Here is a 5459-nt window from a genome sequence, read left to right on the forward strand (position 1 = left end):
CATAAGGCAGCGGAACGAGCCAAACAGCCGCAAAAGGAGCGTTGAAGACGATCACGCCACTATAGTCGTCCTCCAATTCAACGTGATTTAACGAGCCCCACTGGGGTTTGATGGGTGAATTGAGCTTGATGACGCGCTCGAAAGAGAATTTGACGTCCTTGGCCGTCAATTCGCCATGATCGCCACTAAATTTTATGCCTTTCTTGAGGCGAAATCGGATATGCGTGGGGTCGACCTGCTCGATCTTGTCTGCCGCCTCCAACTCCCAGCCCCATTCGGTGCCTGGCTTATAGCGAGTGAGCTTTGAATAGATACAGTTCGTCAGGTCTACTTCCTCGGCCTGTCCGACGAAAGCGGGATCCAGCGTGACGAGGTCTCCATTGGAACGCACCTTGAGTACCTTGCCTTCGGCCGCCCAGATGACTTGAGACAACGGCATGCCAGCAGAGATTATGCCACCGCCTAGCGCGGCTCCTGCCCTAAGAAAGGTGCGGCGGCTTAGACTTTGCATCCTGTCCTCCATAGTTGGTTCCCCCTGCCGCGCGACTTGCAGAAGGCGTCCTGCCAAGGCAGCGGCGCCGCCTTTCCTCGGGTGTTTCTCTTTTGATATACTATGGAGCAGCGAAGCCGCAGGCGGAAAAGATGCCGGCTGGCATAAAATCTATTCATGTCGTCCGGCCTAGATGTTTGATCCCACTATGGGCCAGGTTCGCCATGGGAGCGCCACAACGACAGAGCGGTCCCTCGAGCGATACAACTAGAGCGTCGGGCGATTAACATGCAACGTATCCTGCTTTTTTGAGATAGTTCCAGCATTCGGTTGGATCAAACATGGCGCAGATGCTGCCGACGGCACGGACAAGATCGTCGTACGTTCGCGCTTTGGCCTTTCGCAACAGGGTTTTGAGCTTTGCGAAGGCCATCTCGATCGGGTTGAGATCGGGTGAGTATTTGGGCAGGAATAGGAACCAGGCGCCGCGCTGTTTGAGCGCCATAGCCGCGCGCGGACTTTTGTGGACATTCAGATTGTCCAGGATGACGATGTCGCCGCGCCCGAGAGCCGGTGCGAGTTGGGTTTCGACATAGGCATCGAAAGCCGCCCCGTCGATGGCTCCCTCGATGATCCAGGGGGCCATCAGTTCATGGCAACGCAGGCCGGCGATGAAGGTCTGGGTATGCCATTTGCCGAAGGGTGCATCGGCCAGCAGCCTCTTGCCGCGCAGGCTGCGCCGCGCAGCGGGGTCATGTTGGTCTTGACGCTCGTTTCGTCGATGAAAATGAGCCGCGCCGGCTGCGCGCGCATCAGGGGCTGATGATGGTCGCGCCACTCACACCGTGCCGCTTTCACGTCGGGCCGTTCTTGCTCCGACGCCAGCAGCACTTTTTTTATACGTAAACCCCTCCCGGCACAGCAACTTCGACAGGTTCGACGGATCTGCCCTGACGCCGTGCTCGCCTTCAAGCCACGCACCAAGCTCAGGCATCGTGATGTCCGGCTTGGCCCTCACCTTGTCGACAATGACCTGACGATACGCGCCGAGCTTGCCGGACCCGGCAGGACGGCCCTGACGGGCCGGCGCGACAGAACCCGTAGCCGCATAGCGGGCCTGAACCCGCACCGCCGTCGAAGGCGCCACCTCAAACTGCGCCGCAACCGCCCGCCGCGACTTGCCCTCGGCAATGCCGCGAACAAGTCGAAGCCTCAAATCCTGCAAAACCGCCTTGCCCGTGGTGCACCTCCGCACCAACAGGAATCAGAATTCAATCAAAAAGGGAATCCCAACGATTCACCTTTCTCGCCCGACGCTCTAGTCAAGAAAGCCTGAGAGCGCTGGCCAAGCGCTACGGAGCCGCGGTCGACGGTTCTTGCCGGCGAGGAGGAGGCGGTCATCGTCGCCTTCCGGCGCTACACACGCTTTTGCCGCTTGACGACAGCCTCTATGGGCTGCGGCCAACGATTCCGCACCTGACGCGATCTTCCTTGCACCGCTGCCTGCAGCGCCATGGCATTGGCCGTCTGCCTGATGTCGAGGGCGACAGGCCGGCGAAGGGGAAGTTCAAAAGCTATCTGATCGGCTACTTCCACATCGACGTTGCGGAGGTCCGAACCGAACAGGGCAAGCTGCACATGTTCGTGGGTATCGACCGCACCTCGAAGTTCGCCTTCGTCGAACTGCGTGAGAAGGCCACCACCGCCGTCGCTAAAGAGTTCCTGCTCCGGCTGATCGCGGCCGTCCCTTACAAGATCCTCACCGTGCTCCGACAACTGAGGCTGGGCTGGAGGCGATCGCCAACGGCGAACTGTTCCGGGCGCACGCCTTCGAATATGCCTGGGCCAGGCACCCGTGGACCAATGGTCAGGTCGAATGGATGAACCGCACCATTAAGGACGCCACTGTCAAGCGCTTCTACTGCGAGAGCCACGATCAGCTCCGACAGCACCTCGCCGACTTCATTACGGCATACAACTTCACCCGCAGGCTCAAGACCCTCAACGGCCTCACCCCCTACGAGTTCATCTGCAAGGCATCGGCCACTCAATCCGAACGCTTCCGCTCAGCAAATGCCGGGACTAAACACCAGTTGCCGACGCGACCCCCTTTCCGTTAGAAGTTGCGGAGATCGTGTAAACCTCACTGGTGTTGGACGGGTCAACACCTGCTATCTGCTTGTTAACATCGAGGCAATAGTTGAACTTTCAAGATGTCCGTAGCTAGGTTCATCCGGCCGAGCAGGACCAATTCCGTACCGGTCAGTTTAAGTCCCGAGCGAACTCCTTGACGTCCTCTCGTTCGAGCAAAAGCTTGTCGCCTTCCTTCGCCACGATATGTGTCTCGATTCGCCATACATCACGCAGCGCGCGGACGGTAGTCGAGAGCGCAATGCTAACGTTCCATTCGCCGCGTTTGAAGGACTTTTCCCAAGTGGAAGTGCCGCGCGCCGAATTCGGATCGTCGGGATGCATGATAAGTGTGTCGGTGTGCTTTGCCGAGACGATCATCCCGGTATGTGGATGCAGTACGGTTCCAGCATCACTCCCTAGGCGGAACGTGGTTTCCCCCGTAGCTTGGTTCGTGGTTACCTCGCGACAGAAGGGTTGACCAGGCTTGATGACCTCCAGTGCCATCGGCTCTGCGGTTTCTGGCCCTGAGAAAGGCGTGAGTTCGGCTTCTAGAGCATTCGCCTTGCGCACTGGCAAGATCATTCTGCTGCCGGCACAATGTATAGAGAGAGTTGCCCTCTCTGGACTTGGAAACACGATGGGCCAATGGCTGGTAGCGATGGCGAGCCTTATGCGTTGTCCTTTTTCGACGCGCTGTCCGCAGGACTTCATCTTCATGCGTATTGCTTCCACCTTACCGGGTGTCATTGGTGCCAAGCCGAGATCGTCGTGCCGATGGCTTAAGTTCAGAATACCATAGCTGATGCGGGCGGCAGATCCGTTTTCCAAAACCAGCGAAAGCGTTGCTGACAGGATAGACACCGGCTTGTCGGAGGAGAGATTTACCTCAAACTCCGGGAGGCCGAGTAGGTCTACCGCCTCCACAAGAGGATCGGTTTCGAATACCAATGCGTTTCCGACCTCCGTGCGCTGATCGATTGGCTGATCCGGCACCCCGCCATAGCCGCACCAAACTCCCGAAGACAGGCCTGCGGTCGAAGGCGAACAAATCATAAGGACGGCGTCGCTGCGATTTCCTTCAGCAAGACGGCCGGGTGACAGTGCCAGCCTCCGTTCGCCAATGCCCTGCGTCGGCCAGGAAGACTCGGCGATCCAACGGCCTGGTCGCTCGTCGTAGATGGCGGCTGGCGGCAATGGATCCTGCACCCAGGCCCGCAACATCGGTTCGTTGGCAATACCAGTGTCGACGCCTTTTAGGTACTGGTCCCACCAACGAAGGCATTCTTGGAGGAAGCCGATGCGCGGCCCAGGCATGGCGATGTTCGGATACTTATGGGCCCAGGGACCGATCAAGCCCTTGCGCACTCCCGGCAGGTTCTCGAGCATGCGGAAGATCGCGTTGGGATAGGCATCCGCCCACCCACCTACGGCATAGACCGGAACCTCAATGTCGGAATAGTCTTCGCAGATGGAGCCGTGCTTGTAGAAGTCATCCCGGCGCTGGTGCTCGAACCAATCGTGCAACCAGATGCCGTTACCGTTGAGCCGCTCCTCCCACATCTCACGCCAGCGGTCCCCCACAAGTGCAGGATCGGGTGGGGTCATGGCGATCGCCCAAGCTGCCGTGCCCCACATCAAATTCTCGCACATAAGCGCGCCGCCGAAATAGTGGCACTCGTCGACGTATCGATCGTCGGTGGAACACAACGAGATTACCGCCTTGAGGGCTGGAGGACGGCGGGCGGCGACTTGAAGTCCGTTGAAGCCGCCCCAGGAGATGCCGATCATGCCAACGCTACCCGAGCACCACGATTGCTGTGCCAACCATTCAATCACCGCAAGACAATCGTCTTGTTCTTGCTTGAGATACTCGCCTTTGCAGACGCCTTCGCTGTCGCCTGAACCGCGCATGTCCACACGGACCCCGGCATAGCCGAAGCCCGCAAAGTAAGGATGGTGGAGCGCGTCGCGCCCAACGGTTCCATCTCGCTTGCGGTAGGGAAGATATTCAAGGATCGCCGGTACTGGGTTTTGCCCAGCGTCCTGCGGTAACCAGATGCGAGCGGCGAGCTTCACGCCGTCCGGCATTGGAATCCAGACATTCTCGATCTCACGCACTTTGCGGGGGAAGTCGGTTACAACGCGGATATCATCCATGGTCCAATCCTTTATGCGTTCGCGCTTGCGGAACTGCCCTCGAAGTTCAGCAGAAGATGCTCGTAGCGCTGCTGAAACCAAAGTCAGCGGCAGGGATACCCGGGTTCGCCGAATGGGAACCGGCGACCGAGTTGTCAGCGCCGTCCTCGTTCTCACCTCGAATAGACGACAAGGCGGAAGAGTCGCAGAGGGAAAAGTCCGCGACTCGCATAAACCCCATTCATACCGAACGTTGCGCTCGACAGCGTTTAGTCCCGAATGACAGGTTTCGCGCTTACTCAGATCAACTTGCTCTCGTGTGGGCCGCAGCAAGCCCACGGACCAACACCCGAGCAGCGGCACGTCATGGTCGGCGTGAGGCTGGTCGCGTCATCGAGCTTAGGGTGGTATCGACTTGCCATCAGCCTATTTTGGTGCACCTCTCAGCCATTTGGCGATCTCCCAATGGAGATCCGTATTCTGCGGTTGCGCATGATCGCCACCCATCCGTTGGGCTAACCGACTTTATCTGACGCTAGTCAACCAGGGAGTTTTCTTCTCACAATCGCGGTGCGGCCGGCGGATGCCGTCGGCCGATTCTAAACCTCAGAGCCTCACTTGGCAGCCTTGGCTTCAGCGATCCACTTGTTCCAGTCGGCGTGATGAGCGGCGATCCAGTCGGTTGCATGTTTCATGACCT

4 protein-coding genes and 1 pseudogene are annotated in these 5459 nt (G+C 58.6%); 1 reads left to right on the top strand and 4 read right to left on the bottom strand.

The window, feature by feature from the left end; all coding sequences use genetic code 11:
- The 3 genes from EOA29_RS23500 to EOA29_RS43860 form a co-directional block, all read right to left on the bottom strand.
- Nucleotides 1–523: ABC transporter substrate-binding protein (locus EOA29_RS23500; RefSeq protein WP_245468522.1), on the bottom strand; the 523-nt coding region annotated here is incomplete at its 3' end.
- Nucleotides 524–773: 250 nt separating this feature from the next.
- Nucleotides 774–1328 (bottom strand): transposase, encoded by a 555-nt coding sequence (locus EOA29_RS43855; protein WP_281061104.1) that lies wholly within the window; start codon nucleotides 1326–1328, stop codon nucleotides 774–776.
- Nucleotides 1329–1715 (bottom strand): hypothetical protein, encoded by a 387-nt coding sequence (locus EOA29_RS43860; protein ID WP_281061105.1) that lies wholly within the window; start codon nucleotides 1713–1715, stop codon nucleotides 1329–1331.
- A gap of 44 nt (nucleotides 1716–1759) precedes the next feature.
- Between EOA29_RS43860 and EOA29_RS23510 the strand changes: the two are divergent.
- Nucleotides 1760–2713 (top strand): annotated as a pseudogene (locus EOA29_RS23510) (integrase core domain-containing protein).
- Nucleotides 2714–2752: 39 nt separating this feature from the next.
- On the opposite strand, the gene EOA29_RS23515 reads toward EOA29_RS23510, so the two are convergent.
- Entirely contained in the window at nucleotides 2753–4780 is a 2028-nt protein-coding gene (locus EOA29_RS23515; RefSeq protein WP_127221626.1) for a CocE/NonD family hydrolase, read from the bottom strand.
- Between the last annotated feature and the right edge of the window lie 679 nt (nucleotides 4781–5459).

It is taken from the genome of Mesorhizobium sp. M1E.F.Ca.ET.063.01.1.1 (assembly GCF_003998155.1).
Classification (GTDB): Bacteria; Pseudomonadota; Alphaproteobacteria; order Rhizobiales; family Rhizobiaceae; genus Mesorhizobium.

Coding starts and splice junctions, on each gene's coding strand:
- EOA29_RS23515 (WP_127221626.1), bottom strand. CDS start 4,780: ATGGATGATATCCGCGTTGTAACCGACTTCCCCCGCAAAGTGCGTGAG.